This window comes from Hyphomicrobium sp. (assembly GCF_036780825.1).
Classification (GTDB): Bacteria; Pseudomonadota; Alphaproteobacteria; order Rhizobiales; family Hyphomicrobiaceae; genus Hyphomicrobium_C.
Window position 1 is genome coordinate 218,290 of sequence record NZ_DAIQCD010000001.1, and the last position, 1,611, is coordinate 219,900.

At 63.0% G+C, this 1,611-nt stretch carries 2 protein-coding genes; both read left to right on the forward strand.

All coding sequences use genetic code 11. From position 1 onward, the window contains the following. Nucleotides 1-641: response regulator transcription factor (locus V7P99_RS00900; RefSeq protein WP_333792930.1), on the forward strand; the 641-nt coding region annotated here is incomplete at its 5' end. 402 nt (nt 642-1,043) lie between these two features. Continuing rightward, on the forward strand, nt 1,044-1,611 hold a 568-nt coding region (locus V7P99_RS00905), incomplete at its 3' end, for a hypothetical protein (protein WP_333792931.1).

The following is a 1,611-nucleotide window of genomic DNA, read 5'->3' on the forward strand; positions in this document are numbered from 1 at the left end:
CAAAAAGACTGTTCAGGAGAGGTGCCGAAGTGACCGTAGCTTTGATCGATGACGATGCCGCCGTGCTGCATTCGATGCGGCTTCTGATCGAAAGCCGCGACATACCTGTGACATGCTACGACTCTGCGGAATCGTTCCTGGAGGCTCTCCCGGGCACCAAGCCGTCGTGCGTCGTGGCGGACGTGCGCATGCCTGGGATGACCGGCCTCGAGCTGCAGCGCGAGCTCAACGGCCGCAACCACGAGGCGCCACTGATCCTCATCAGCGGGCATGCCGATGTGTCGATGGCCGTGCAGGCTCTCAAGGAAGGCGCCTTCGACTTCTTTGAAAAGCCCTACGACGGCGAGCGGTTCGCGACCAGCGTGCAGGACGCCGTCGACAAGGGGCGCCGCAAGAGCACGGAAACCAGCGAGCGCATCGACATCGAGGAGCGCCTCAAGGCGCTTTCCCCGCGCCAGCGCGAAGTTCTCGAACTCGTCGCCTCCGGACTGTCGAACAAGCAGATCGCCGCCAAGCTCTCGATCAGCCCGCGAACCGTGGAAACCTATCGCGCCTGGGTGATGGAGCGGATGAGCGCGCAGAACGTCGCCGACCTGGTGCGCAAGGTGAGCGCATTCATTCCACATAATCCGCAATCTTAACCCCGGTGCAGCACCCTGCCGCTGTGGGTCCTTCCAGCTTGAGGAACTTTGCACCTCCGCGAGGCGTTTCTCCCGGGAGCGGATGCGGCTGTCGCGCCGCATCCAGGCAATTTGATTCACGAGCAGGCAACATGCGCTATATCGTTCTCTGGCTGGCTGGAGTTCCCGTTACCGGCCTGATCGTTCTTCATCTCCTCGGCATTCTTTGATCCCCATTCTTTCGGCAGTGAGAGATCGCTCGCGGACGCGGATCGCGATGCATGTCCGCGGTCCGCCATACGGGCGCCATCTTTTCTTCCGTTTCCCACACTAAACCCTGTGAAATCGCGGCTGTTGCAAGCGAGTCAGCGTGACTCGGTAGCGGACAGCGAATACTTCACCTGCCACTTTTGAGAACCCTCAATGCCTTTTCCCCGCATCCTTCTCGCCTCCTCCTCCACCCTTGTCCTGGCCCTTCTCAGCGTAGCGCCGGCGCACAGCCAGGAGGTGCCGCATACCGCGAAGCCCGGTACACAACTCGTGCAAAAAAGCGACGACGACCAACGCGGAGACAAGCCCCGCCGGAAGGATGCCGGAGAGAAGGACGCCGCACCCCAGACCGACAAGAAAGACGGCGATCGCGCCGGAAAGCGGCAGCGTGAGGGAGGAGCGGACCGTGCGCGCGGCCGGGATGCCGGCGAGGACGGCCGCTCTCGTGACGCCACCAAGAAGGCCCGGGACGCCGATGCGCCCCGCAAGGACGCGCGTCAAAAACAGGACCAGGACAAGCAAGCAAAAGAGCGTGATGCGAAGCCGAAGCAGGATTCCGACGCCGCCCGCCGGGACGCCATAAAGAAGCAGGAGGCCGAGGCCGCCGCCCGTAAGGACGCCGAGCGCCAGAAGCAGATCCAGGAGCAGCAAGCGAAAGAGCGCGATCTCAAGCGGAAGCAGGACGCCGACGCCGCGCGCCAGGACGCCATAAAGAAGCAGG